The organism is Amycolatopsis sp. lyj-84, from assembly GCF_046549075.1.
GTDB lineage: Bacteria > Actinomycetota > Actinomycetes > Mycobacteriales > Pseudonocardiaceae > Amycolatopsis.
In genome coordinates this window covers 151,836-176,041 of record NZ_JAJPWO010000008.1, presented here as the reverse complement: position 1 = coordinate 176,041, position 24,206 = coordinate 151,836, and the positions used below count along the sequence as shown (strand labels likewise).

Here is a 24,206-nt window from a genome sequence, read left to right as displayed (position 1 = left end):
GGGCTGTGTTCGTGGACCGCTTATGGTGATCTGTAGCCAGGACAGCCGTGGACGAGCGAAAGGAAGGCGATGCGCCGCGCCCTGTTACTCGCTCTTTGTGTCGTTCTGACCGGTTGCTCCGCCGCGTCGGATCCCGACGGGACCGACGCCGACACCGCCGCCGCGGCGACCGTGGCGGCCACTCCCGCTTCGCCCCTCAACCCGGCGATCGGCGCGCTCTTCATCGAAGGATCGCATTTCTGCACGGCCAGCGTCGTCCACAGTGGCCCGGGAGATCTCCTGCTCACCGCGGCACATTGCCTCCACGACGGCGAAGGCGGCGAGTACGCGACCGGGATCTCGTTCGCGCCCGGCTATCACGACGGCGTCGCGCCCTACGGCTATTGGGACGTCTCGGATCCGCAGGTCCCCGAAGGCTGGGCCGATTCGTCCGATCCGGACTTGGATGTCGGATTCGCGACCGCGCGTCAGGCAGGCAACCCGAAGACTCTGGAAAGCGTCACCGGTGCCAACAACCTGGTGGCCGGCGGCGGGTTCGCCCACACGATCACCCTGACGGGGTATCCGGACGAACGAGAGGCGCCGGTCGTCTGCCACGGCGCCAGCGAGCAGGCCGACACCTACCAGATGCGCGTCTCGTGCCCCGGCTTCACGACCGGCACCAGCGGCGGCCCGTGGGTGGTCGACCCCGATCCGAAGACCGAACTCGGCACCGTCGTCGGCGTGATCGGTGGCTATCTGTACGGCGGGGACGATCCGGACACGTCCTACAGCAGCTATTTCGACACCGACGTCGCCACCTTGTACCGGAAGATGGACACGCGGGGATGATCTCCCCATGAGCATCCACGACGTCCCGATCACCGGCGAGCCGATCCGCCTCGGCCAGTTCCTCAAATTGGCCAACCTCGCCGAAGACGGCTCGCACGCCAAAGACCTCCTCGACGCCGAAGAGGTCACGGTCAACGGCGAGGTGGAGGTCCGGCGCGGACGTCAGCTGACGAACGGCGACGTCGTGGAGGTCGGCGGCGAAGGCGGCCGCGTCGTCCTGGCCTAGGCGGGAGCTGAAGGGGACTTTCCCCGCATCACATGCGGCGAAAGCTCCCTTCACCGCGTCTCACGCGGGGAAAGTCCCCTTCAGCTCGTCCCGGCCTAGCGGCCCTGCAGTGGCGCCAGGCGCAGCGCCTTGGCGAGTTCTTCGAGCTCCCGGTGCACCGGCTCGTTCAGCGGGACACCCAGCGCCTGGCACTGTTCGAGATACTGCGCCTCGCGCCAGCCGGGGTAGCGGACCGGGGTCCCGCCTTCCCAGCCGAGCAGGCTGCCGAACAACGCGCTCGCGGCCTTGTAGAAACCGTCCGCGCTGCGCAGCGTCGTCGGCGCGATCGCCATCACCATGAGCCCGGTGTCGTGATCGTGGTCGCCGACGCCCGACAGGACCCCGGCGAAGATCTCGACCAGCAGGGAAAAGCCGGCGATCGAGGCGCTGGCCGCACCGGCAGTGTCCGCGAGAGTGTCCAGGTCGAGGACGAATTCGGGGTACGCGCCGGCGGGGGCGGCCATGCCGAGCGGGTTCGCGGCCGTCCCGCGCTCCCCGCCCGCCGCCATGACGAGCCCGATCATGGTGTGCGGCAACGCCCTCGCGGCGTGGTGCCCGGCGCGGCCGAACGGCCCGACGCCGCGCACCGACATGAGCCCGACGCCGTACCGGCCCGCGCGGGACACCGCCCGGTCCATCGCGTCACCGACGGCCCAGAGCCCCGGCGCGCGGCGGTAGTCGATCAGGGCGGCGGCGCCGCGGTCGGCGATCATCAGCGGTTCGGCGCGCGGCCGCACCATGCCGTTGACCAGCATCGGCAGATGCAGCCGCGTCAGTTCGGCGACCCCCGATTCGGGGGTTCCGATGAGGTCGCCGTGGCACAACGCCTCGGCGGCCATGCGGGCGCGCGACCACGGCAGATCGTGCGAGGTGAAGACCTCGGTGACGAGGTCGATCAGGGCGTCGATCGGGACGCGCTGCCAGACCTGTTCCGGGATCGGGGAGGGTTCGGCCGGTTCGGGGATCGGCTCGACGGGCGCACGGCGGAGGGAGCGAGGTCTGAGGGGCACTCCGCCGAGGGTGCCTAAACGCGTTTTTCGGCGTCAACGAACCTGACCACCTTCTAACCGACTGTGTGATCGAAGTGCCCGGAAGCGTCGGTGGGCGGACGTACGATCGGGGCATGTGCCGGAACATCACCACGCTTCGAGGCCTGGAGCCGGCGGCGACGCCGGACGAGATCGAGGCCGCCGCCCGCCAATACGTCCGCAAGGTGTCCGGGGTGCAGAGCCTCTCCGACGCCACGCGCGAGCCCTTCGAGGCCGCCGTCGCCGAGATTACGGCGATCACCAGGCGGTTGCTCACCGAACTGCCCGCCCGCCGTCAGCCGCCGACGACGGTGCCGCCGTTGCGCCGTCCCGAGGTCCAGGCGCGCATCGCCGCGAAGGCCGCCAAGACTCAGGCGTCCTGAACCAAGCATCGGCGGTTACGGTGAGCCGGTGACATATCCGCAGGACCCCTACGGTCAGCAGCAGCCCTACGGACAGCAGCCCACTTACGGGCAGCAACCTCCGTACGGGCAGCCGTACCAGCAGCCGGGCTATGGCTACGGCCCCGCCATGCCGCCGCAGGACCAGGGCCTGGCGATCGCGGCACTGGTCGTGTCGATCGCCAGTCTGGTCGTCTGCACCGGGCTGCTGTCGGTCATCGGCGTGATCATGGGGCATATCGCGCACTCGAAGGCCAAACGCGGCGAAGCCGGCGGCCAAGGGATGGCGCTCGCGGCGATCATCATCGGCTATATCGGCGTCGCGATCATCGTCGGTCTCGTGCTGTTGTTCGTCATCATCGGTGTCGCGACCGACTGGGACTTCGACTAGATCCGAAGCGTTCCCCACAAAGACAGTCGGATATCCTCGGTGGCGGTAGCGTGTCCGAGCGGCCGAAGGAACATGTCTTGAAAACATGCGAGGGCTCTGTCCTCCGTGGGTTCGAATCCCACCGCTACCGCCAGTCTTGAGAAAGCGAAGCTCCCCAGATCGGCTGACCTGGGGAGCTTCGCGGGGTCACGCGGGCACGAGGGCCCAGACGGTCTCGTCGCTACGACCGCCCACGAACGGCCGTTGCTCCAGGATCGAAGCCGTGCCGTTGTTGACCTGCCGCACCGCGAAGTTGCTGGCCCGGTTCACCAGCCCGTAGCGCGAGTCTGCGCTCCGGAGCAGCTTCCACTGCTGATTCGTGGACGAGCCGCAGTGCGTCTGTTCGAGGAGCGCGCCGTCCGCGGTGCTGCCGGAAACCGGCCGCACGCACTGGCCACTCCGCTCGTTCACGATCTTCCAGTACCCGCCGCCCGCGTCGGTGAGCTTCCACTTCTGGCCGTTGTCGTTCTGCCTGGCCACATTGGTGATCTTCGCGCCGGCGGACGTCGAACCGTCGACCACGGCCGCGCTGTTGCCGTTGGTGGCGACGGAAAGGTAGTACTTCTTGCCCGCCTGCGGACCGGGATCGGCGATGGGGTTCAGGGTCCACTGCTGGTTGGCCGCCCCGGTGTAGGGCTGCTGGACGAGCGGGGCCGGGTACGCGCCGCCGTCGGTGATCGCGTAGCCCGTCAGGTAGTTGAAGATCGCCACCTTGCCGTTGCCGAGCGGCTGGAACGCCCACCGCATGCCGTTCTGGCCGTTGCAGTTGTACTGCAGGATCTGCGTGCCGGGCGCCGTCCCGCTCTGGGCGCTGTCGGCGCACAGCTGGCTGTTGGCGTTGACGAGTTGCAGACCGGTGTTGTAACCCAGGATCCATTTCTGGCTCTGGGAGTCGGTCCGGGCGCGGTGGCTGAGGTTGGCGAGACCGCCGGTCGAGGAACCCACGACGTCGATGGCGTTGCCGCTCGCGCCGGTGATGACGTAGGTCTTCCCGCCTTGGGCATGGCCGTCGTCGTTGTCCGGAGTGTCCTTTTTGATCAGGAAGGCGCTGTTGGCGACGTTCCAGTGCGTGGCGAGCCAGCTTCCGGGGACGGGATTCGTGCTGAAGTAGTCGTCGTTGCCGCAGTCCAGCAGCCGGTCGAAATCACGCTGCGTGCAATCGAAGGACTGGGTGTCGCCGTAACACATCAGGTCCCATTCCTGGGAGCAGTGGCCGCCGCCCTGGTAGTGCGGGGCGCCCGGCAGGACCGCGCCGAGCATGTGGCCCACCTCGTGGGCGACGGCGTTGACCCCCCAGCAGGGCACGGCGATCTCGGTGTAGTGCCTGCCGTTGTTGAAGGCGTTGGCGGGACCGGGCTGGTCGTCGCTGTCGCCCCAGGTACCCGCGCAGGTGTGGGGGTTGTCGGAGAACAGGATGTAGTCGCGGTCGGCGTTGTAGTGGCCCGCCTGGATGGCCCGGTCGCGGATCGCGCCGGACAGGTACGTGCCGTCGGGCACCACCAGGTTGGCGACGGCGACCTGGCAACCGGCGCCTGCGGTCGTCACGTACCGGACGTGCCTGCTGGCGCCCGTCAGCGCGGCGCTGTCGTTGAACGAGTCGTCCATCCCGGACGCGTAGGCGCGCAGGGACGGCACGACGGTGGAGTACCGGTCGGGTTGGCCGGCTTCACGGACGTAGACCAGCTCGATGCGTTTACCGGAGACCCCGTCGCCCTCGCAGACCACCGGGTTGGCGGCGATCTGCGCTTGAGCGACGGAGAGAGCGAGTGGGGCCACCGGGGTCGCGCCGGGCGGCAACGGCCGGCTGTGATCCGTGGCGGCGAAATCATCGGAGGCGGAGGCTCCGGCTGTTTCACCCACGAGCAAGCCGCAGATGAGGCCGATGGTCACCAGCAGGCCGGCGGAGCGCCTTCTTGCTTTGGACAAGTGCTCTTCCTTTCGCGATGGAGGAACGCGATAAGAAGGCTAGAGATCGGATGTATAGACCACCAGGCAGAAGCACCGGCAGACTGCCATTACCCTTCCGCCATGGCCAAGTACTTGCTGCTCAAGCACTACCGGGGCGCACCGGCGTCGGTCAACGACATCCCGATGGACCAGTGGGCCCCGGAAGAGATCACGGCGCACGTGCAGTACATGCGGGACTTCGCGAACCGGCTCGTGGAGACCGGCGAGTTCGTCGAGGAGCGGGCTCTCGCCCCCGAAGGCACCTTCGTCCGCTACGACGGCGAGGGCAAGCCGCCGGTCACCGATGGCCCCTTCGCCGAGACCAAGGACCTCATCGCCGGTTTCATGCTGATCGACGTCGACAGCCACGAGCGCGCGCTCGAACTCGCGGGCGAGCTGTCGGCCGCTCCGGGAGCGGGTGGGAAACCGATCCACGAGTGGCTCGAACTGCGTCCGTTATGGGGCGAGCCGCTGGTCATCACGGAGTGACCGCCGAAGTGGACGAGACCCTGCTCCGGAGCCTCACGCCGAACGTCCTCGGGATCCTCGTCCGCCGCGGGGCCGACTTCGCCGCGGCCGAGGACGCCGTGCAGGAAGCGCTGATCGAGGCCGTCCGCGTCTGGCCGGGAGACCGGCCGAAGGACCCGAAGGGCTGGCTCGTCACCGTCGCCTGGCGCAAGTTCCTCGACGCGGCCCGGTCGGACGCCGCCCGGCGCCGTCGCGAGGACCTCGTCGACGAGGAGCCGGAGCCCGGGCCCGCCCCTGACTCGGACGACACGCTGCAGCTCTACTTCCTGTGCGCCCACCCGTCGCTGACGCCGTCGTCCGCGGTCGCGCTCACCCTGCGCGCCGTGGGCGGGCTGACCACCCGCCAGATCGCGCAGGCGTATCTGGTGCCCGAGGCGACCATGGCGCAGCGCATCAGCCGGGCCAAGCGCACCGTGTCCGGGGTGCGGTTCGACCAGGCGGGCGACGTCGCCACCGTGCTCCGCGTGCTCTACCTGGTCTTCAACGAGGGCTACTCCGGCGACGTCGACCTCGCCGCCGAAGCCATCCGGCTCACCCGCCGGCTGGCGGCCTCGATCGACCATCCCGAGGTCGCGGGGCTGCTCGCGCTCATGCTGCTGCACCACGCCCGGCGCGCCGCCCGGACGTCCGGCGGCGACCTCGTCCCGCTGGCCGAACAGGACCGCGGCCTCTGGGACACGCGCCTGATCGCCGAAGGTGTCGAGATCCTGCAAGCGTCGTTGGCCCGCGACAAGCTGGGCGAGTTCCAGGCGCAGGCCGCCATCGCGGCGCTCCACGCCGACGCGCCCGCCGCCGGGGAGACCGACTGGGTGCAGATCGTCGAGTGGTACGACGAACTCACGCACCTGACCGGCAGCCCGGTCGTGCGGCTCAACCGCGCGGTGGCCGTCGGCGAGGCGGACGGACCGCGGGCCGGCTTGGCGGCGCTCGCGGAACTGGACGACTCGCTCCCCCGGTACACCGCGGTGGCCGCGTACCTCCACGAGCGCGACGGAGACCTGGCGAAAGCGGCGCGGCTGTACAGCGAGGCCGCCGAGAAGGCGGCGAACCTGGCCGAGAGCGCCCACCTGACCCGTCAGGCCGCGAGGATCAACGCCCTCAAGAAGTGACCGGCGGCAGCCGCGGCAGGCCGTCGATCTCCGACAGGTGCTCCAGCACCCGTCCGAAGGCCTGTCCCAATACCTGCTGCTCTTCCGGGCTCAGGAGGTCGATCAGGTGCTCCCGGACGCCCTCGACATGCGTCGGCGCCGCGCCCTCCAGCAGTTCCGATCCACGTTCCGTCAGTTCCGCGACGACGCCGCGTTTGTCCGCCGGGTCGCGAGTGCGGCGGATGATGCCTTCGGCTTCCAGCCGGACCATCTGGTGCGAAAGCCTGCTCTTGGTCGAGCCGAGCATGCTCGCCAGCTCCGTCATCCGCATCCGGCTGTCGGGCTGGAGCGAAAGGCAGACCAGGACCTCGTAGTCGGCGAGGGTGACTTCGTGACGCTCGGAAAGTTCCCGGTGCAGCCGCTGCCGCAGGCGCATGGTGGCGACGATGTACGAGCGCCACGCGACCATCTCCGACTCGGACAGCCAGCGCACTTCTTTTTGCTCCACCGCCATCCACGCAGGGTAGATCGTTGATCGCACGAGGCGCATACCCACCGGTCACTTTTCGGCCCCTGAAAAATCCGGCGGAACATTCGCCCGAAGGAGGGTTACGAAAAGGTTGAGACTCGGCGAGAAAAGGCGCATTCTGCTTGTCAGCGGATGGTCGGGCAAGTATCGGGCGAGCCATCGGATGGCCGTCGGACCTGCCTCCCAGCCGGGAAGGGTCAGGTGGTGGTATGGCGGGTGATTCTCGCGGTTGACCGCCTGCTGTGTCCCCGCGACCGGAACGGAAAGGACCGGGTCGGTCGCGACTGTGAACAGCGACGAGCGCGGGCATCTCGGATGCGCTCGACAATTCTCGCGCATTCGGCGTCACTCCGGCCTGTTTCGGGTTAGCGGCCTCTTCGACCGCCTCGGCAGCGCCAGGCGCCGGCCCGGTGATCGCGGCCAACCGGCGATCGGAACAAGACAACCTCGGTAGTTCTGGGTGCGGCCACTTCGCGTGGCCGCACCCAGGCATATCCGGGCCTCTCCGGCTACGCTTCCCCCCGTGCGATTCGACGAAGGCGCGGGCCTGGACACCTCCGAAGTCGAGGACCTGCGCGGCGGTGGCGGTGGTGGCGGTATCGGCGGCCGGGTGGCACTCGGCGGCGGCGGGCTCGGCGTGGTGGGCCTCGTCATCTACTTCCTCCTCTCCCAGTTCGGCGGCGTGGACCTGAACCCGTCCTCGGGCGGGCTCGGCGGCCTCGGCGCCGTGGGTTCCGGGCAGCAGACGGACAACACGTCGCTGTCGCAGGAATGCAAGACCGGCGCGGACGCGAACCGGAAGCACGACTGCGCGATCGTCGCCATCATCAACTCGATCCAGGACTACTGGGGGCAGGAGTTCCAGCGGTCCGGGTCGACCTACCGCAAGGCCGTCACCAACTTCTTCAGCGGCGGCGTGAACACGGCCTGCGGCAACGCGACTTCCGACGTCGGGCCGTTCTACTGCCCCGGCGACTCCGAGGTCTACATCGATCTCGGGTTCTTCAACGAACTCCGCACCAGGTTCGGCGCGCAGGGCGGGCCGTTCGCGGAGGCGTACGTGCTGGCCCACGAATACGGTCACCACGTGCAGAACCTCACCGGAGTGTCCAAAAAGGGCACCGGGAGCGGGCCGACGTCGGGTTCGGTGCGGCTCGAACTGCAGGCCGACTGCTACGCCGGGGTCTGGGCGAACCACGCCACGACCGCACCGACCGAGACCGGGCGTCCGCTGATCACCGAGATCAGCCAGGAAGACATCGACTCCGCGCTGGACACCGCTTCGCGCATCGGTGACGACTACATCCAGACCAAGCTGGGCGGTGGCCGGGTCGACGAGTCGAAGTTCAGCCACGGCACTTCGGCGCAGCGGAAGAAGTGGTTCACCACCGGCTTCCAGACCGGCCAGCCGGCGCGGTGCGACACCTTCGCGACCAACAGCCTGGGCTGAGTCTTCCTCTCCAGAGACGCAATGAAGGGGACTTTCATAGCAAATTTCGCTATGAAAGTCCCCTTCATTGCATTTGAGGGAGCTACTACGCGGCGACGTGGCCGTGGTGGTCGTCAGCGTGGACGGAAGCCGTCAGGCTCCGCTGCTTGGACCGCTCGGCCGCGCGGACGGCCTTGGCCTTCGCGGCCTTGCCACCCGGGACACCGTTGATGTTCTCGGTGCTGGTCGCGTACACGCCCAGCGCCCAGGCGACGGCGTCGGAGTTGCGGTCGAGCGCGACGCGGTCGACGTTGCCGAGGTTGTCGCACTTCTGGTGGTAGCACTTGTCGTAAGGAACGTTGGCGCTACCGCCCCACTTGGCGGCCTGCGCCGCGGTCTTCACGCCTTCGGCACCGGTGAACAGGCCACCGGCCGGGATGCCGACCGCGATGAACTGGCCGTAGTCCGAACGACCGGTGAAGTCGGTGCCCTCGACCGGGACGCCCTTGCCCTTCTCGAGGTAGTCCACGAGGGTCTTCTCGAGCTGCGCGGAACCGTACGGGCCGGGGCCCGCGCCGGTGGCGTCGGAGTCGTCACCGTCGTAGGCGAAGTACGCCGCGTTCGGCGAGCCGATCATGTCGTAGTTCAGGTACAGCGCGACGTCGAGCTGCTGCTCGAAGCTCAGCGAGTTGACGTAGTGGGTCGAGCCGACGAGCCCGAACTCCTCCGCGCTCCACCAGCCGAAGCGGACGGCGTTGTTGGCCTTGGGCTTGCTGCCCAGCTGCAGCGCGGTCTCCAGCAGCGCGGCGGAACCGGTGCCGTTGTCGTTGATCCCGGGGCCCTCGGTGACGCTGTCGAGGTGGGCGCCGAGCATCACGACGTTGTCCTTGCGACCGGTCTTGGTCTCGGCGAGGACGTTGTAGCTGGTCCGCGCCTCCTGGAGGGCACGCAGGTCGAGGGTGACCGAGGCGCCGGCCTTGCCCGCGAGCACCTGGCCGTCGGCCTGGGTGATGCCACCGGTCGGGATCTTGCCCGCGGCCGGGTCGCCCAGGGTGCCGTTGACCGGGCCCGGGACGTTGTTGTAGACGATCGCGCCGACGGCACCGGCCTCGGCGGCGGTCGCCTGCTTCTGCGCGAAGGAGCAGCCACCGCGCTGGATCAGCGCGATCTTGCCGGTGACCCCACCGGCGTAGTCGGCCGCTTCACAACCACTGGTGTCGTCGACCGGGACCACCGCGAGCGGCGCGGTGATTCCACCCGCGGGCGTCGACGGGCTGTAGGACATGATGATGATCGGGACGTCGGCACCCGCGACCGTCAGCTTCTCCGCGAGGGTCTCCGCGTAGGTGAACGGGAACTCCTGGCGCGTGACCGTGAAGCCCGCCTGCTCCAGCTTCGTGGCCACGTACTCCGCGGACTTCTTGTGGCCCTCGGTGCTGGCCGCGCGACGGCCGCCGGTCGAATCCGAGATCCGCTGAAGCGCGATCAGGTGCCGGTTGACGTTGCCCACGTCGACCTTGTTGACGAGCTGCTTGGCCAGTGCGGGACCGTCGAGTTTCGGCGCGGCCGTCGCAGCGGGAGCCATTCCGACCGTGAGCGCGGCGGTCGCCATCACCACGATCGAGGGAACAATGCTTCTTCGCGAATATGACATGAGCGTCACCTTTGTGTGGTTTGCGTCATAGGTCAACCGACGTTCGGCGGACTTCCCATCACCGTTATAGGGTCGGTTGTATGTACGCGATCACCATCCGTGAGCCCGGCGATCCCGACGTTCTCGAATGGACCGAGGTCCCCGATCCGGTGGCGGGCGAAGGCGAAGTGGTTCTCGACGTCGCCGCGAGCGCCGTCAACCGCGCTGACCTGCTGCAACGCCAGGGTCATTACCCTCCTCCGCCGGGTGCGAGCGAAATCCTCGGGCTCGAATGTTCGGGCACGATCGCCGAAATCGGCGAAGGCGTCGAAGGATGGCAAATCGGCGACGAGGTTTGTGCTTTGCTCGCCGGTGGTGGCTATGGGGAAAAGGTCGCCGTCCCGGCGGGACAACTGCTTCCGCTTCCCGCCGAAGTCGAATTACTCGCGGCCGCCGGATTGCCCGAAGTCGCGTGCACGGTCTGGGCGAACGTGGTGATGCACGCCGGATTGTCCGAGGGCGAGGTCCTGCTCGTCCATGGCGGGGCGGGCGGGATCGGCACGCACGCGATCCAGGTCGCCAAGGCGCTCGGCGCGACGGTCGCGGTGACCGCGGGTTCGCCCGCGCGGCTGGAGAGCTGCCGCCAGCTCGGCGCCGACATCACGATCAACTACAAGGAGCAGGACTTCGTCGAGGTCCTGCGCGCCGAGACCGGCGGCGCGAACGTCGTCCTCGACAACATGGGCGCCAAGTACCTCGACCGCAACCTCGACGCGCTGGCCATGGACGGCAGGCTCGTGGTCATCGGCATGATGGGCGGGGTCAAGGGCGAGCTCAACATCGGCAAGCTGATGGGTAAACGCGCCAGCGTGTTCGGCGCCGGCCTGCGGTCGCGGCCGCTGGACCAGAAGGCCGCGATCGTTGCCGACGTCCGCGAGCGGCTGTGGCCGTTGGTGGGGCAGGGTTCGGTGAAGCCGATCGTCGGACAGGTCGTCCCGATGGCCGAGGCGGCCTCGGCGCACCGCGCGCTCGAAGAAGGCACGGTTTTCGGCAAGGTTCTTCTGGCTGCAAAATCCTGACGAGTCAGGCGCAGCCTGTCCGTTGAGGGTGGCGGCGGGGCGGGGTCCGGGCTCAGCGGATCTCTTCCAGCACCCGGACGAGCTGATTGACCTCGAAGACGTTCGAGTAGTGCGCGAGGCCGATCCGGACGGCGCCGCCGACTTCGGCGGCGCCCAGTGATCCGAAGACCCCGCTCGTGCCGTCGTCGGCGAAGGCGCAGAGCCCTTGGGACGCGAGGTACTCCGCGACCTCGGGCGACTTCTTGCCCGCGACGGCGAAGGCCAGCGCGGGGATCCGGCGCATGGCGTCGCCGATCACCATGACGTGCCTCAGCGAACGCAGCTCCGTGGACAGTTGCGCCAGAAGTCCCGCGTGGTACGACTTCGCCGATCCCAGCGACGTCACCAGCTTCTCGCGCCGCGAGCCCATCGCCGCGTCGTCCAACCCGGCCAGATAGTCGATCGACGCGATCAGGCCGGCCAGCAACGGATACGCGTGCGGCCCCAGTTCCATCCGGGCCGGTCCGCGCGCGGCCGGGTCGAGCGAGACCGACGGCAGGCGTTCGAGCAGTTCGGGATCGCGGAAGACCAGCGCCCCCACCGACGGCCCGCCCCAGGCCTGCGCCGAAACCACCATCACGTCGGCGCCGAGCGCATTGAGGTCCAGCGGCACGAACGGCGCCGCGTACGTCGCGTCGACGACGACCAGCGCGCCGACCCGTTTGGCGAACTCGATCACCGTCGGGACGTCGGGCCGGGTGCCGACCGAACCGGACGCCAGCGTGACCGCGACGGCCTTGGTGCGCGCGGAGACGAGGTTCTCGTACTGCCAAGCGGGCAGCTCGCAGGTCTCGATGTCGATCTCGCCCCAGCGCACGACCGCGCCGACCCGTTTCGCGGCGCGGCGCCACGGCGCGAGGTTGGCCTCCTCGTCGAGCCGGGAGACGACGACCTCGTCGCCGATCGTCCAGCGGTCGGCCATCGCGTCGACGAGACGGCGGATGAGGTCGGGCGCGTTGGGTCCGAGCACGACTCCGGCCGGGTCGGCGCCGACCAGGTCGGCGACCGCCCGGCGAGCGGCCGTGACAATGCTTTCCGCACGCTGTGAGGCCGGAAACGCTCCACCCGGCCCGGACACCGGAGCGCGCATGGCCGTGGATACGGCCGAAGCGACCTGTTCAGGTACGAGCATTCCGGCGGCGCCGTCGAAGTGAATCCAGCCGTCACCCAGCGCGGGAAACAACCCACGGATACGAGCGACGTCGAACGCCATGGGGACACCGTACGGACGTGCGGTTTGGCGCTTTACCCGGGGTTGGGTGCCCGACCACGGGGCGCGACGATTCCCGCTACGCTCGGAGACGGCATCGAAAACCGCGCTGCGCTTTGTGCCCGACGTAGGCCAGGATGGAGCACATGACCGACCCAGTTTCCCGCGAATCGACCACCCCCGGTGACGGCGGCGGAGACTCTTCACCGCACGTGGTGGTCGTCGGTCCCGACGGCGTCCCGGTCGGCACCGCGCGCCTCGCCGGCGGCTCCGAGCAGGCCGAAGGCGAGGAGTCGCTCGGCGACCTCGTCGAAGAGCCCGCCAAGGTGATGCGGATCGGCACGATGATCAAGCAGTTGCTGGAGGAGGTCCGCGCCGCACCGCTGGACGACGCCAGCCGCACGCGCGTGCGTGAGATCCACCAGACCTCGATCCGCGAGCTGGAGCAGGCGCTGGCGCCGGAACTGCAGGACGAACTCGAGCGGCTGGTGCGGCCGTTCACCGAGAACTCGACGCCTTCGGACGCCGAACTGCGGATCGCCCAGGCTCAGCTGGTCGGCTGGCTGGAAGGGCTGTTCAGCGGCATCCAGACCGCGCTGTTCGCGCAGCAGATGGCCGCGCGGGTGCAGCTGGAACAGATGCGGCGCGGGCTCCCGGCCGGTCCTTCCGCGGGTGGCGCCCTCGGCGGCCCCGGCGAGGCTCACGGGCCTGGCCAGTACCTCTGACAAGTGCAATGAAGGGGACTTTCCTTGCGAAATTTGCAAGGAAAGTCCCCTTCATTGCGGTCGGAGGGGTCAGCGCAGCGGGCGGAAGAACGCCCGCAGGTCCCCGATGAGCAGGTCCGGCACCTCCAGTCCCGGGAAGTGACCGCCGCGGTCCGGAGTGGACCAGTGCACGATGTTGTCGGTGCGCTCGGCGAGATGCCGGATCGGGAGGCCGGTGTCCTTCGGGAACACGGCCACCCCAGTGGGCACAGTGGACTTCGGCGGCTCCTCGCCCCAGGCCCCGCCCAGCGAGGAATAGATCCGCGAAGACGAGTTCGCCGTGCCGGTGAGCCAGTAGAGCATCACGTTGGTGAGCAGATCGTCGCGATCGATGGCGTCCTCGGGTACATCGCGCGAGTCCGAATAGGACTTGAACTTCTCCACGAGCCACCCGAGCTGCCCGGCCGGTGAGTCGGTGAGCCCGTAGGCAAGCGTTTGCGGCTTGGTCGCCTGGATCATCGCGTAGCCCAGCTCGCCGTACTGGAAGTCCCGCCCGCGCGCCAGCGCCGCCTCACCGCGCGCGAGTCCGTCGCCGGTGAGCCCTTCGAGATCGGCCTCCGACTCGGGCACCGCGCTCGGCAGCATCGTCAGATGCGCGCCGATCACCCGCTCCGGGCACCGGACGCCCACCTGCCGCGACACGATCGCGCCCCAGTCGCCGCCGTGCAGCCCGAACCGCTCGTACCCGAGCCGCGACATCAGCACCGGCCAGGCGTCGGCGATCCGGTCGGATCCCCAGTTCGCCTCGGTCGTCGGCCCGGAGAACCCGAAGCCGGGCAGCGACGGCACGACGACGTGGAACGCGTCCGCCGGGTCGCCGCCGTACGCGCGCGGATCGGACAGGGGCCCGATGACGTCGAGGAACTCCACGATGGACCCGGGCCAGCCGTGCGTCAGCATCAGCGGCTTCGCGTCCGGCTCGGGCGAGCGGGCGTGCAGGAAGTGGATGTCCGCGCCGTCGATACTCGTCATGAAGCCGGGGAAGCCGTTGAGGCGCTCCTCGTGCGCGCGCCAGTCGTAGCGGAGGCGCCAGTACTCGGCGAGCTCCTGGAGGTACCCGAGCGGCGTCCCGAGGCCCCAGCCGACGCCGTCGATCTCGTCCGGCCAGCGGGTGTTCGCGAGGCGGGCGGCTAGGTCGTCGAGGTCACGCTGGGGGACGGCGATCTTGAACGGCGAGATGGTCATACGGACGACGGTAGGGAGGATCGAGGACAGGAACGGTCCTCGATCTCACACCCGGTATTCCGGCGGAACCCAATCGGACATCAGGTCGGCGACGTCCTCGACCCATTCCTCTTCCGCTTCCCGGCTCTCCGCACGGAGGAACAAGATCGTGTCGATCAGCGCCTGATACAGCTTCGCTCGCGAGACACCCCGATCGAGCTCCGCGACGAGCGTGGGCCGAGTTCCCCACGGCTTCTGCTTCTCCGTGTACAACGCGAGGAGCCTGGCGCGAAAGTCCTCGCTGACCTCCACCGAGGGCAGGGAACGCTCCAGCCGGTCAAGCACACGGTCCACACCCTTGCCGTCCACGGCGGACGACGCCGTCTCCGAGAACCGCCGCCGCACCTCTTCGTCGCTCAACAGCGTCCGCAGCGTCTCAACGGCGTCGTCGGCCAGGGCCGCCGCGCTCCCCAGCCCGGCCGCCAGTCCGAGGTCCAAAGCTCCCCGGTAGCCCGTCTCCTGGTTGTCGACCAGCTTCACGACACCGGTCGGCACACCGAGACAGCACAGCTCCAGCAGCGTGACACCGGCCGCGCTCACCGCGACGTCCGTCTCCACCAGCAGGTCGAGCAGTCCCGGTCCTGGCGGCGCGATCCGGAATTCCTGGCCGGGCAGGGCCTCCGGCACGACGGGTTCACCGCGCACGAGGACATCGGCGACGAACGGCAGTCCCGTGTCGCGCAAGGCGTGCAGCAGCGCGCTGACCGTGCCCGCCCATTCGGTCCCGCCGCCGAGCACCACGGTCACGTGCGGCCGCTCGGCACCTTCACGACCGCGGCGCTTCTCGCGCGCGTCCCGGACGACGTCTCGCAGTGGCGCGTAGGCCACGCCCCGGAGCAGCTCGCCGGAACCGTCGTCGGGCCGCGGCGCGGGAGCGAAACCACAGTCGACGACGAGGTCCGCCGCGCGCCTGCCGAACACGTCGTCCTCGATGGACACCAGCAGCGCGCCCGCGGCGTTGACTTCCCGACGCTCCTCGCCGATGCCGTAATGGTCGATGAGCACCACGTCGAAGTCTTCGGCCAGCGCGGCGGTAACGGCGGAGTTGAGCACGGGAACGGACAGCTCGCCGAACCGGGCCGCCAGCCATTCGGCGTTGTCCACGAAACCCGAGAACGCGACTTCCCAGCCCCGCGCGACCGCGCGTTCGGCGTAGGCGACCATGCGCGAAACATGGCCCGCGCCGATCATCCCGGAGGCGTCGGCCCGCAGCACCAGCTTAGTCACCTGGCCACCTTCTTCTGCTCGACGTGCTCGTTGAGCTTCGCGAGGTCGGGCCGGGAGCGCAGCACGGCGACCACTTCGCGCCAGTCACCGACGCGGTCGCCCAGTTCGGCCACGACGCCCTCGATGACCGCCCAGTCCGCGGCGGTGTCCAAGGTCACGCGCAGGTCTTCGGCGGGCGGGCTGACCACGACGCCGGAGCACGAGTAGGTCTCCGGTCGCGAGTAGATGCCCGAAGTCACGTGTTCCCGATCCGCGCCGCGAGCGGTCTCGACCTGCTCGGCCAGCACTCCCGCGCGTACGAGTTCCGCGTCGAAGCCCCGGGGCAAGGTGCGCACCAGGGTCGTACTCAAGTAGTCCAGCGACGGCTGGGCGCGCCACAGCGTGACGAGCTGCCCGATCAGCGCCGGGTCCAGCAGCGGGCAGTCGGCGGTGAGCCGCACCACGGCGTCGGCCGGGTACGACTCGATGGCCACGGCGAAGCGCGCGAGGACGTCGTCGAGCGGCCCTCGGGCGACCAGGGCGCCGTGCCGGGCGGCTTCCTCGGCCACCGCGTCGTCCTCGGCTTCCGTGGAGGTCGCGACCACGACGTCGTCGATTCCCGGCGAACTCGCGGCGGCCCGGACGACCCAGCCCAGGACACTCCGGCCCGCCAACGGCCGGAGCACCTTGCCGGGCAGCCGGGTCGACGACGCGCGCGCCTGGATGACGGCGTTGACCACGTGGGCCCCGGGGTCTGGATCCATGGGTGACATGATGGCCTGCGGCAGTAGCACCGAAACGCGGAGGTCAACGATGTCCGAGCTGGATGGCTCCAGCATCCTGCTCACCGGCGGGACCGGTTCGTTCGGCAAGGCGTTCATCACCCACGCCCTGGCCGAGCTGAACCCGCGACGGCTGGTCGTGCTCTCCCGCGACGAGCTCAAGCAGTACGAAGCCCGGCAGCAGTTCGACAACGACCCGAGGCTGCGCTGGTTCATCGGCGACATCCGCGACCGCCGCCGCCTCGAGCGCGCGATGCACGGGGTCGACTACGTGGTGCACGCCGCCGCGCTCAAGCAGGTCGACACGGGTGAGTACAACCCGTTCGAATTCGTGCAGACCAACGTCGTCGGCTCGCAGAACGTCATCGAGGCCGCGATCGACACCGGGGTGAAGAAGGTCGTCGCGCTCTCGACCGACAAGGCGTCGAGCCCGATCAACCTCTACGGCGCCACCAAGCTGTGCGCCGACCGGATGTTCATCAGCGCGAACCACTACGCCGCGACGCATCCGACCAGGTTCTCCGTGGTCCGCTACGGCAACGTGATGGGCTCGCGCGGCAGCGTGATCCCGTTCTTCCGCGCGCTCGCGGCCAAGGGCGAGTCGCTGCCGATCACGCACAAGGAGATGACCCGCTTCTGGATCACGCTCCCGCAGGCCGTGCAGTTCGTGGTCGATTCCTTCGACCAGATGAACGGCGGCGAGCTGTACGTGCCGCGCATCCCGAGCATGCGGCTGGTCGAGCTCGCGCAGGCCATCGCACCCGGGGCGGCGATGCACGATGTCGGCATCCGGCCCGGCGAGAAGCTGCACGAAGAGATGATCGCCCCCGACGACGCCCGCCGGACCGTGCGGCTGACCGACCGGTACGTCGTCCAGCCGCACATCGCGGGCTGGGGCTACGAGCCGCCGTCGGACGGCCAGGCCGTGCCGGAGAACTTCGCGTACCGCTCGGACACCAACGACCTCTGGCTCGACGCCGACGAGCTGCGCGACCTGGTCGAGCAGTATGGCTGAGCAGTTCCTCCCGTACGGCCGTCAGTCCATTTCGGACGAGGACATCGCCGCGGTCACCGACGTGCTGCGCGGCGACTGGCTGACCACCGGTCCCGCCGTCACGCGCTTCGAGGAAGACCTCGCCGAGCACACCGGCGGCACGCCCGCCGTGGCCGTCACCTCGGGCACGGCGGCGCTGCACGTCGCGTACGCGGCGGCCGGGATCGGTCCCGGTGACGAGGTCGTCACCTCGCCGATGACGTTCGTCGCCACCGCCGCGATGGCCGCGCTGCTCGGCGGCAAGGTCGTCTTCGCCGACGTCGAAGCGGACACCGGCAACCTCGACCCGGCGGCGGCTTCGGCGGCCGTCACCTCGCGGACCAAGGTCGTCGCGGCCGTGGACTACGCCGGCCACCCGGCGGAACTGGGCGAACTCGGCCGGATCGCCCGCGACAACGGCGCACTGCTGCTGGAGGACGCGGCGCATTCGGTCGGCGGGAGCTGGCAGGGCAGGCCCGTCGGCTCGCTCGCCGACCTGACGACGTTCTCCTTTTTCCCGACCAAGAACCTCACCACGGCCGAAGGCGGCGCGGTGATCGCCGGTTCGGACGAGCTGCTGACGCGCGCCCGCGGGTTCCGCAACCACGGTCTGGTGCGGGACAAGGCGGCGCAGCGTTATCCGGACGAGGGCGCGTGGCACCAGGAGGTGCACGAGTTCGGCCTCAACTACCGGCTGCCGGATGTGTTGTGCGCCTTGGGAAGCAGCCAGCTGCGGCGGCTCGCCGAGTTCAAGAAGCGCCGCGCCGAGATCCACGCGCGTTACACCGCCGCACTGTCCTCTTTGGACGGCGTACTGACGCCGGCCGTCCGCGAGGGCGCGGATCCGGTGTGGCACCTGTACCCGCTGCGAGTCCTCGAAGGACGTCGCCGTGCGCTGTTCGATCACTTGCGCGGCAAGGGAATCGGCGTGCAGGTCAACTACATCCCCGTGTACTGGCACCCGGTTTTCGAGGACCTCGGGTACCGGCGGGGGCTGTGCCCGAACGCGGAGCTGTACTACAGCCAGGAACTTTCGCTGCCGCTGTTCCCGGCGTTGACCGACGCCGACGTGGACCGCGTCATCGACGAGGTCCACGCCTTCTTCGGCAGGGGCTGAAGGGGACCATAGCCGCGTAAGGCGCGGTGAAGGGCGCTTTCCTCGCATCGCATGCGGCGAAAGTCCCCTTCAGTCCTCCCTAGATCAGGCCCCAGGTGAGTGCGGTGCCCTTCGGGACATCGGAGGCGAAGGTGCGGCCGAGCACGTTCACGATCTCGGCCGGCGCCAGCCCACCCGCGGGCCGGATCGAGCGGACGTTCTCGCGCGTCACCGTGTCCCCGGCGCGCACGTCCTCGACGACGTAGAGGGAACGCCGGAACCGCAGGCCTTCCTTCTCGCTCTCGCGCGGCCCGATCACCGCCGCGCCCAGCGCCTCCCAGGCGCGGTGCGACTCGGTGACCAGCGCGGCCAGTTCGGCGGGTTCCAGGGAGAACTCCGAGTCGACGCCGCCGTCGGTCCTGGCCAGTGTCACGTGCTTCTCGATCGCGACGGCGCCGAGGGCGACGGCCGCCAGCGGGGCGCCGATACCGGGCGTGTGGTCGGACAGGCCGACGAGCGTTCCGGTCACCCCCGCCAGGACGGGCAGGCCGCGCAGGTTGCTCTCGGCGGGCGACGCCGGATAACTGGCGGTGCAGCCGAGCACGATCAGCTGGTCGTTGCCCGCCTCGCGCGCCGTCCGCACCGCGGCGTCGATCTCGGCGACGCTGGCCATCCCGGTCGAGATGATCAGCGGTTTGCCGGTCTTCGCGCACAGGTCGATCAGCGGCAGGTCGACGATCTCCGACGATGCGATCTTGTACGCGGGCGCGTCCAGCGACTCCAGCAGGTCGACCGCGGTGGGGTCGAACGGGCTGGAGAAGATCTCAAGACCGCGGGCACGGGCGCGCTCGAACAGCGGCTCGTGCCACTCCCACGGCGTGTGGGCGCGCTCGTAGAGCTTGTAGAGGTTCTCGCCGCCCCACAGCGAATGCGAATCGCCGATCCGGAAGTCCGGGGTGTCCACGTCGATGGTGATCGTGTCCGGGCGGTAGGTCTGCAGTTTGACCGCCTGCGCGCCGGTTTCGGCGATCGCGTCGACGATCTCCAGTGCCCGGCCGAGGTCACCGTTGTGGTTACCGGACATTTCGGCGATCACGAACGGCGGGTGCGCCGCCGAGAGGACGTGTGCGCCGATGCGCACCTCGCTGGCGGTCATCGGGGTGGGACTACCTCTTCTTCCTGGTCCGGCGGTCGGCGGCACGCAATTCGGTCCAGACGACCTCACGCGGCTCGCCGTCGACCTCCCGAACATACCTGCGTGTTTCGGTGAAGCCGAATCGCTTGTGCAGCTGCAGGACCTGCCGGTTGTCCGCGAGCGTCGCGCCACCCAGCAGGTTCAGGCCGAGAACGTCGAAGCCGTAGTCGACGGCCGCGCCCTCCAGCTTCAGCCAGGCCGGGAGGACCTCCCTGCCGAGCCCCTCGACATCCAGGTAGAAGTGCCATTCCGCGCTTCCCGCTTCGGCGTCGATGTCGCTGAACAGCACGACACCGGCGGGCAACCCGCCATGCCGGTAGACGAGCACGCGACGGCTCGGGTCCGCGCGAGCGGCCTCGAACCAGCCACGGTGTTCTTCGGCACCGATCTCGTGTGTGGTGAAGCTGACCCGCCGGACCGACGGATGGTTACGCCACCGCCGGATCCGCTCGAGGTCGCCTTCTCCGGCCTCGACCAGCGAGCCGGTCATTCGCCTGCCGGCACGGTGACGGTCTCCTCGATACGGCGCAACCGGTCCTCGTAGCGGGCGATCCCGGCCAGCCGGACGCGGATCTGGGCGTGCTGGCGCTGGATCTCCTGGATCAGGCTGCGCGCCTCGGCCAGTTCGGGCTTGTCGGCGTGCGCCGGCAGCGAGATCGACTCGCGCAGGTCCTCCAGCTGGGCCTCCTGGGCCGCGACGCTCGGGATCAGGCGGTCCAGCTCGGCGCGGGTCCAGCGCAGGTCGCCGCGCGCGTGCTCGAGGCCGCTTTCGGCGCCGTCGAGGCGGCGGCGGTGGTCCGCGGTGGCGTGTTCGAGTTCGTTGACGCGCCCGTTGAGGTCGCGGAGCCGCTCGTCGATCCGGAAGTCGATGAGCCGGGCGATCCGGCCGATCACGCCGCTGCGGAGTTTCTGCACTGCCATGGGTGGTTCCTTCTCGGGGTGGGCTGGTTGGGAGTTCAGCGCAGGAGTTCGGTTTCGCCGGTCTTCGTCCAGGAGTCCAGCAGCCTGCCCTCGGCGGCGATCCGGTGTTCGGGGCCGACGATGCAGGAGTCGCCCGCGGCGTGCTCCCAGTGGGTCTGGTTCGGGTCGTCGATGAACGAGAAACCGGAGATGATCAGGTTGGCGTGCGGGAACGACGTGCGCGCGATCCAGGCGGCCAGCGTCCCGGTGGTCGACCACAGGCCCTCTTCGCGGCTAGGCAGGCCGAGCGCGTCCGAAAGCGGCAGGACCACCTCGCGGTTCGGCACCGGCACGTAGCCGAGGTCACCGGGCCACCAGCCCGGGATGTCTTCGGGCTCCCAGTGCATCCGCCCCGGCTCGACCAGCAGGTACAGCCGCTTGCGGTAGTCGCGGAAGACGTGCTTGGTGGCGCGGACGGCGCGGTTGAAGACGACGACGTGCACCCGGCTGCCGACCGTCTCGGGTCCGCCCGGCTCGTCGACGACGAAGCCGTTGACCCGGATCACGAGGTCGCAGGCGTCGATGGCCTTCGCCCGCCGGGAGTCCGGCGACAGCGGCTGGTTCCCGACCACGGCCACCGAACGCGGCTCCGGCCGGTCGGCGTATGCGGCGAGCAGATTCACCATCAAGCTCGCGTCGCCGAGTGCAGCAGTCATGAGGGGAGAAAGTACCAGCACACGCACCGCATTCGGGTGCGAAGCCGACGGTAGCTTTCCGTGGTCGGACGGGGCGGCCCCGGCAGCGTCGGCCCCATCGGTACCCTCGTTCCCGTGCATGCCACCAGCACGGTTCACGCGGCCGACAGTGCTGCTCCGACCTCGGTTCCGCCGATTTCGGACAGCAAGACCTTCGCGCGCGCGTTCGCCGACATCAAGACCGGGTTCGCCGCCAAGGAGCTGTGGGGACACCTCGGCTGGCAGGACATCAAACAGCGCTATCGCCGCTCGGTGATCGGTCCGTTCTGGATCACCATCAGCCAGGGCGTCATCGCGCTCGGCCTCGGACTCCTGTACTCGCAGTTGTTCCACATGCCGACGGCGACGTTCCTGCCCTACATCAGCACCGGGTTCATCATCTGGGGCTTCATCAGCGGCTGCCTGTCCGAGGGCATGGAGACCTTCATCTCCAACGAGGGGCTGATCAAACAGCTCCCGGCGCCGCTGTCGGTCTATGTACTGCGGACGGTGTGGCGCCAGACTCTGATGCTGGTGCACAACCTGATCGTCTACGTGATCGTGATCGCGGTCTTCTTCACCTCGCTGAACCACCAGTACTCGCTGAACACCGGCAACTGTGACGGGAACTTCTCCGGCATCTGCCACCCGGGTATCGGCTGGTACTCCCTCACCGCGATCCCCGGTTTCTTCCTGCTCGCGCTCAACGCCGGCTGGGTCACCCTGCTGCTGGGCATCATCTCGACCCGCTACCGCGACATCCCGCAGGTGATCAACTCGATCATCCAGCTGCTCTTCTACATGACGCCGATCGTGTGGCCGATCGACCAGCTGATGGCGGGCGGCGCCCGGGTCGACACCTCGTGGGCGCTGCCGTTCGTCTACGGCAACCCGTTGTTCCACTTCATCCAGATCGTGCGCGCACCGATGATCGGACAAGCCGTCAGCCCCTACAGCTGGGTGATCGTCGGTGGCATCACCGTCATCGGCTGGGGTCTCGCGCTGGTCGCGATGCGTAATTACCGTTCCCGCGTCTCTTATTGGGTGTGACAGATGGTCAGCATTGATGTGCACAACGCCTACGTCGACTTCCCCATCTTCGACGCGAAGACCCGCTCGCTGAAGAAGCGGGTGCTGGGCAAGGTCGGCGGCAAGATCGGCACCGAAAGCAAGGTGCCGATCATCGAAGCCCTCCACGACGTGACGCTCTCGCTGAAACAGGGCGACCGCGTCGGCCTGGTCGGCCACAACGGCGCCGGGAAGTCGACGCTGCTGCGGCTGCTGTCCGGGATCTACGAGCCCACCCGCGGCTCGGCGAGGATCTCGGGCAAGATCGCGCCGGTCTTCGACCTCGGCATCGGCATGGACCCGGAGATCTCCGGGCTGGAGAACATCATCGTCCGCGGCCTGTTCCTCGGGATGACCGCGAAGGAGATGGAAGCGCGCGTCGACGACATCGCGGACTTCACCGAACTCGGCGACTACCTCCAGATGCCGCTGCGGACGTACTCCACGGGTATGCGCGTGCGGCTGGCGCTGGGCGTGGTCACCTCCATCGACCCGGAGATCCTGATCCTCGACGAGGGCATCGGCGCGGTCGACGCGGCGTTCCTCAACAAGGCCAAGGACCGGCTGAAGGACCTGGTGAAGCGGTCCGGCATCCTGGTGTTCGCCAGCCACTCGGACGAGTTCCTCTTCGAGCTCTGCGACTCCGCCATCTGGATGGACGAGGGGCACGTCAAGCAGCGCGGTTCGCTGCGCGAGGTGCTCACCGGCTACAAGGGCCGCGACCCGTTCGAGAACATGAGCCAGGAGACCCTGGAGCGGTTCGGCGTCGCACCCGAGCCCGTCTCGACGACGAACGGCGGCCAGGGATGACCAGCGAGACCAGGCAGTTGCCCGAAGGCGCCGTCGTCGGCGTCGTCGTCACGCGCCATCGGCGGGAACTGCTTTCGGACTCGCTCAAGGTGATCGCCGCGCAGACCCGGCCCATCGACCACCTCGTGGTGGTCGACAACGGGCCGGACCAGTCGGCGCGGGACATCGTCGAGGACTACCCGCTCCCCTTCACGTACCTGCCTTCGCACCGCAATCTCGGCGGCGCGGGCGGGTTCGCGCTCGGCATGCTGCACGCGCTTTCGCTGGGCGCGGACTGGATCTGGCTGGCCGACGACGACGGCCGCCCCGCCGACGAGAACGTCCTCGCGATCCTGCTGGACGAGGCCGAAAAGCGGAATCTGGCCGAGATCTCGCCGGTGGTGTCCAACATCGACGCGCCGGACAAGCTCGCGTTCCCGTTGCGGCGCGGGCTGACCTGGAAGCGTTCGTCGTCGGAGCTGGGCGTCGACTTCCTGCCCGGCATCGCCTCGCTGATGAACGGCGCGCTGTTCCGCGCGTCCACTTTGGACGTCGTCGGCGTGCCGGACCTGCGGCTGTTCTTCCGCGGCGACGAGGTCGAACTGCACCGGCGCCTGGTGCGTTCGGGACTGCCGTTCGGCACCTCGCTCAAGACCGCGTACCTGCACCCGGACGGCTCGGACGAGTTCAAGCCGATGCTGGGCGGCCGGTTCCACGCGCAGGATCCGGAGAACGAGGTCAAGCGCTACTACACCTACCGCAACCGCGGGTACCTGCTGTCGCAGCCGGGCATGCGCAAGATCGGCGCGCTCGAAGTGGTGCGGTTCGGGCTGTACTTCGTCGGTGTGAAGCGGGACCCGAAGGCGTTCCTGCAGTGGCTCAAGCTGGTGCGGCAGGGGCGCAAGGAGAAGTTCTTCCGCTTCTGAATCGCTCCCCCCAATGCTATGAAAGGCCCGTTACTTGCAAATTTTGCAAGTA

25 protein-coding genes, 1 tRNA gene and 1 pseudogene are annotated in these 24,206 nt (G+C 68.8%); 15 read left to right on the top strand and 12 right to left on the bottom strand.

Annotated features, from left to right (window positions below):
• The first annotated feature begins 69 nt into the window (after positions 1-69).
• Together ACLJRM_RS24665 and ACLJRM_RS24660 are read left to right on the top strand one after the other, a co-directional pair.
• A complete protein-coding gene (locus ACLJRM_RS24665) occupies positions 70-831 on the top strand; it encodes a trypsin-like serine peptidase (RefSeq protein ID WP_101611824.1) in 762 nt (253 codons plus the stop codon).
• A gap of 7 nt (positions 832-838) precedes the next feature.
• Positions 839-1,057, top strand: a complete 219-nt coding sequence (locus ACLJRM_RS24660) for an RNA-binding S4 domain-containing protein (RefSeq protein WP_005149665.1) — start codon at positions 839-841, stop codon at positions 1,055-1,057.
• A 95-nt stretch (positions 1,058-1,152) separates the two neighbouring features.
• Here the strand turns inward: ACLJRM_RS24660 and ACLJRM_RS24655 are convergent, their stop codons facing one another.
• On the bottom strand, positions 1,153-2,106 hold the full coding sequence (locus tag ACLJRM_RS24655; protein WP_410664399.1) for an Ldh family oxidoreductase: 954 nt from the start codon (positions 2,104-2,106) through the stop codon (positions 1,153-1,155).
• 113 nt (positions 2,107-2,219) lie between these two features.
• On the opposite strand from ACLJRM_RS24655, the gene ACLJRM_RS24650 reads away from it, so the two are divergent.
• The 3 genes from ACLJRM_RS24650 to ACLJRM_RS24640 all read left to right on the top strand — a co-directional run bounded on the left by ACLJRM_RS24650 (position 2,220) and on the right by ACLJRM_RS24640 (position 3,049).
• A complete protein-coding gene (locus tag ACLJRM_RS24650; RefSeq protein ID WP_101611822.1) occupies positions 2,220-2,507 on the top strand; it encodes a DUF2277 domain-containing protein in 288 nt (95 codons plus the stop codon).
• A 28-nt stretch (positions 2,508-2,535) separates the two neighbouring features.
• Positions 2,536-2,916 carry a DUF4190 domain-containing protein gene (locus ACLJRM_RS24645; RefSeq protein ID WP_410601783.1) on the top strand — a complete coding sequence of 127 codons (381 nt, stop codon included), beginning with the start codon at positions 2,536-2,538 and terminating at the stop codon, positions 2,914-2,916.
• Between the two features lie 44 nt (positions 2,917-2,960).
• Positions 2,961-3,049: transfer RNA gene (locus tag ACLJRM_RS24640), tRNA-Ser, on the top strand.
• A 53-nt stretch (positions 3,050-3,102) separates the two neighbouring features.
• Here the strand turns inward: ACLJRM_RS24640 and ACLJRM_RS24635 are convergent.
• Positions 3,103-4,881 (bottom strand): RICIN domain-containing protein, encoded by a 1,779-nt coding sequence (locus tag ACLJRM_RS24635; RefSeq protein WP_101611820.1) that lies wholly within the window; start codon positions 4,879-4,881, stop codon positions 3,103-3,105.
• A gap of 102 nt (positions 4,882-4,983) precedes the next feature.
• On the opposite strand from ACLJRM_RS24635, the gene ACLJRM_RS24630 reads away from it, so the two are divergent.
• Entirely contained in the window at positions 4,984-5,391 is a 408-nt protein-coding gene (locus ACLJRM_RS24630; protein ID WP_101611819.1) for a YciI family protein, read from the top strand.
• Between the two features lie 8 nt (positions 5,392-5,399).
• Positions 5,400-6,539, top strand: a complete 1,140-nt coding sequence (locus tag ACLJRM_RS24625; RefSeq protein WP_410664534.1) for an RNA polymerase sigma factor — start codon at positions 5,400-5,402, stop codon at positions 6,537-6,539.
• Here ACLJRM_RS24625 and ACLJRM_RS24620 read toward each other — a convergent pair.
• On the bottom strand, positions 6,529-7,032 hold the full coding sequence (locus ACLJRM_RS24620) for a MarR family winged helix-turn-helix transcriptional regulator (protein ID WP_174720492.1): 504 nt from the start codon (positions 7,030-7,032) through the stop codon (positions 6,529-6,531). The genes ACLJRM_RS24625 and ACLJRM_RS24620 overlap by 11 nt on opposite strands.
• Before the next feature lie 538 nt (positions 7,033-7,570).
• Here ACLJRM_RS24620 and ACLJRM_RS24615 point away from each other — a divergent pair.
• Entirely contained in the window at positions 7,571-8,497 is a 927-nt protein-coding gene (locus ACLJRM_RS24615; protein WP_101611818.1) for a neutral zinc metallopeptidase, read from the top strand.
• Positions 8,498-8,582: 85 nt separating this feature from the next.
• On the opposite strand, the gene ACLJRM_RS24610 is transcribed toward ACLJRM_RS24615, so the two are convergent.
• Positions 8,583-10,130, bottom strand: coding sequence for a M28 family metallopeptidase (locus ACLJRM_RS24610; protein WP_199192948.1), 1,548 nt, complete (start codon positions 10,128-10,130; stop codon positions 8,583-8,585).
• Positions 10,131-10,210: 80 nt separating this feature from the next.
• Between ACLJRM_RS24610 and ACLJRM_RS24605 the strand changes: the two genes are divergently transcribed.
• Entirely contained in the window at positions 10,211-11,188 is a 978-nt protein-coding gene (locus ACLJRM_RS24605) for an NAD(P)H-quinone oxidoreductase (protein WP_410664398.1), read from the top strand.
• Between the two features lie 52 nt (positions 11,189-11,240).
• On the opposite strand, the gene ACLJRM_RS24600 is transcribed toward ACLJRM_RS24605, so the two are convergent.
• Positions 11,241-12,440, bottom strand: coding sequence for a cysteine desulfurase-like protein (locus tag ACLJRM_RS24600; protein ID WP_101611815.1), 1,200 nt, complete (start codon positions 12,438-12,440; stop codon positions 11,241-11,243).
• 134 nt (positions 12,441-12,574) lie between these two features.
• Here ACLJRM_RS24600 and ACLJRM_RS24595 point away from each other — a divergent pair, with 134 nt between their 5' ends.
• Entirely contained in the window at positions 12,575-13,162 is a 588-nt protein-coding gene (locus ACLJRM_RS24595) for a bacterial proteasome activator family protein (protein ID WP_101611814.1), read from the top strand.
• Between the two features lie 69 nt (positions 13,163-13,231).
• Here the strand turns inward: ACLJRM_RS24595 and ACLJRM_RS24590 are convergent, their stop codons facing one another.
• The 3 genes and pseudogenes from ACLJRM_RS24590 to ACLJRM_RS24580 form a co-directional block, all read right to left on the bottom strand.
• Positions 13,232-14,386 (bottom strand): epoxide hydrolase family protein, encoded by a 1,155-nt coding sequence (locus ACLJRM_RS24590; RefSeq protein WP_410664397.1) that lies wholly within the window; start codon positions 14,384-14,386, stop codon positions 13,232-13,234.
• A 306-nt stretch (positions 14,387-14,692) separates the two neighbouring features.
• Positions 14,693-15,652, bottom strand: a pseudogene (locus ACLJRM_RS24585) (spore coat protein); the annotation flags it as partial.
• Complete coding sequence (locus tag ACLJRM_RS24580) at positions 15,649-16,395, bottom strand: cytidylyltransferase domain-containing protein (RefSeq protein ID WP_410664396.1); 747 nt, start codon at positions 16,393-16,395, stop codon at positions 15,649-15,651. The pseudogene ACLJRM_RS24585 and the gene ACLJRM_RS24580, both read right to left, overlap by 4 nt.
• Before the next feature lie 49 nt (positions 16,396-16,444).
• Between ACLJRM_RS24580 and pseB the strand changes: the two genes are divergently transcribed.
• Positions 16,445-17,428 carry a UDP-N-acetylglucosamine 4,6-dehydratase (inverting) gene (gene pseB / locus ACLJRM_RS24575; RefSeq protein ID WP_410664395.1) on the top strand — a complete coding sequence of 328 codons (984 nt, stop codon included), beginning with the start codon at positions 16,445-16,447 and terminating at the stop codon, positions 17,426-17,428.
• Positions 17,421-18,563, top strand: coding sequence for a DegT/DnrJ/EryC1/StrS family aminotransferase (locus ACLJRM_RS24570; protein ID WP_410664394.1), 1,143 nt, complete (start codon positions 17,421-17,423; stop codon positions 18,561-18,563). The genes pseB and ACLJRM_RS24570 overlap by 8 nt, the downstream gene beginning before the upstream one ends.
• 79 nt (positions 18,564-18,642) lie before the next feature.
• On the opposite strand, the gene pseI is transcribed toward ACLJRM_RS24570, so the two are convergent.
• Genes pseI through ACLJRM_RS24550 form a run of 4 tightly spaced genes read right to left on the bottom strand, consistent with a single transcriptional unit; the run spans position 18,643 to position 21,323 of the window.
• Positions 18,643-19,698 (bottom strand): pseudaminic acid synthase, encoded by a 1,056-nt coding sequence (gene pseI, locus ACLJRM_RS24565; RefSeq protein ID WP_410664393.1) that lies wholly within the window; start codon positions 19,696-19,698, stop codon positions 18,643-18,645.
• Positions 19,699-19,708: 10 nt separating this feature from the next.
• Positions 19,709-20,227 (bottom strand): GNAT family N-acetyltransferase, encoded by a 519-nt coding sequence (locus ACLJRM_RS24560; protein WP_410664392.1) that lies wholly within the window; start codon positions 20,225-20,227, stop codon positions 19,709-19,711.
• Positions 20,224-20,658 (bottom strand): hypothetical protein, encoded by a 435-nt coding sequence (locus ACLJRM_RS24555; protein WP_410601770.1) that lies wholly within the window; start codon positions 20,656-20,658, stop codon positions 20,224-20,226. The genes ACLJRM_RS24560 and ACLJRM_RS24555 overlap by 4 nt, the downstream gene beginning before the upstream one ends.
• A gap of 35 nt (positions 20,659-20,693) precedes the next feature.
• On the bottom strand, positions 20,694-21,323 hold the full coding sequence (locus tag ACLJRM_RS24550; protein ID WP_410601925.1) for a hypothetical protein: 630 nt from the start codon (positions 21,321-21,323) through the stop codon (positions 20,694-20,696).
• 144 nt (positions 21,324-21,467) lie between these two features.
• Here ACLJRM_RS24550 and ACLJRM_RS24545 point away from each other — a divergent pair, with 144 nt between their 5' ends.
• The 3 genes from ACLJRM_RS24545 to ACLJRM_RS24535 are packed head-to-tail and all read left to right on the top strand — an operon-like array spanning position 21,468 to position 24,154.
• Positions 21,468-22,421 carry an ABC transporter permease gene (locus ACLJRM_RS24545; protein WP_410601769.1) on the top strand — a complete coding sequence of 318 codons (954 nt, stop codon included), beginning with the start codon at positions 21,468-21,470 and terminating at the stop codon, positions 22,419-22,421.
• A gap of 3 nt (positions 22,422-22,424) precedes the next feature.
• Entirely contained in the window at positions 22,425-23,249 is an 825-nt protein-coding gene (locus tag ACLJRM_RS24540; protein ID WP_410601768.1) for an ABC transporter ATP-binding protein, read from the top strand.
• Positions 23,246-24,154 (top strand): glycosyltransferase, encoded by a 909-nt coding sequence (locus ACLJRM_RS24535; RefSeq protein ID WP_101611807.1) that lies wholly within the window; start codon positions 23,246-23,248, stop codon positions 24,152-24,154. The genes ACLJRM_RS24540 and ACLJRM_RS24535 overlap by 4 nt, the downstream gene beginning before the upstream one ends.
• Positions 24,155-24,206: the final 52 nt, after the last annotated feature.